The 1,043-nt window shown below is 60.2% G+C and carries 1 protein-coding gene; it reads right to left on the minus strand.

Annotated features, from left to right (window positions below; translation table 11 throughout):
- Positions 1 to 1,043, minus strand: a 1,043-nt coding sequence (locus A3730_RS01845) for an AAA domain-containing protein (RefSeq protein WP_304439450.1), incomplete at both ends; no start/stop codon positions are given.

Below are 1,043 nucleotides of genomic sequence, written 5' to 3' on the forward strand. Positions count from 1 at the left end.
GGATCACCCTGCGCCCCGCCTTCCCGCATTTGCTTGACGACCTTGCGCTTGGCAAACCAGCTCTTGGGCCACCAGGTGTCATTGGCTTCCGCCCAGGCTTGCCCCAGCACCGCCGCATTCAGCTTCTGCCAGGCCAACGGCTCATAGGTGCAACTCAGCTTCGCTTGCGTCTCAATGTAGGCCTTCAACTGTGTGACGGCTTCTTCCAGCGCATCCAGTCGATCCGTTGCATCCGGCTCCAGCGCAAAAGAGGCCTGCTGGCGGTAGGCGTCCAGCAAGACCTGACCACACTCGGCCATGGCAGCCAACTTGGCCAGGCTCACCACACCCAGGCTGATGCCCAGGGCTTTCTCAAGCGACGCCAATTTGTCGGTCAACTGCGCCCCACTGGCTTTCAGGCTGCGGGCGGCACCCACCACCGCTTCTTCCCACTGAGGCCGCCAGTCAAAATTGCTGATCAATGCCAGCGGGTGATCTACCAGATTACCCACAGCCTTGGCCTGAACCGCCAGCAACTCAGCCATTTCACGCAGCTTCTGCAGTTGCGCATCGTCGTGATAGGCCGCATTTGGCCAACTCAGCTTTACCTTGGCAGCCAGGTCGGCATCACGCACCTTCACACCGATGGCATAGTGCGCCGTCAGGCCATTACGGTGGCGTTGATGCAGGGCATTCACCACCCGGTTCAGGCGGTCACGTAGTGTCTTTAGCCGTTCCGCCTCTGCCTTCCAGTCGCTCACCGTAGATTGGGAGGCGCTGTTCCAGGAGGTCCGTAGCTGATCCAGAACATCAGCCTTCCTGGCTTTGTTCGAGTGCAATTCAAGGCAGAAGTGGCCCAGGCCAATATCCTTGAGACGACGGTGCACCACCTCCAGTGCGGCGGTCTTCTCGGACACAAACAGCACCTTCTTGCCTTTGCCCAGCATGTGCGCAATCAGGTTGCCGATGGTCTGGCTCTTGCCGGTACCCGGCGGGCCAATGATGACGAAATCCTTGCCTCTGTCCGCCGTGGCAATGGCCGCCATCTGGGAAGAATCCGCCGG

It is taken from the genome of Alcanivorax sp. HI0044 (assembly GCF_001634945.1).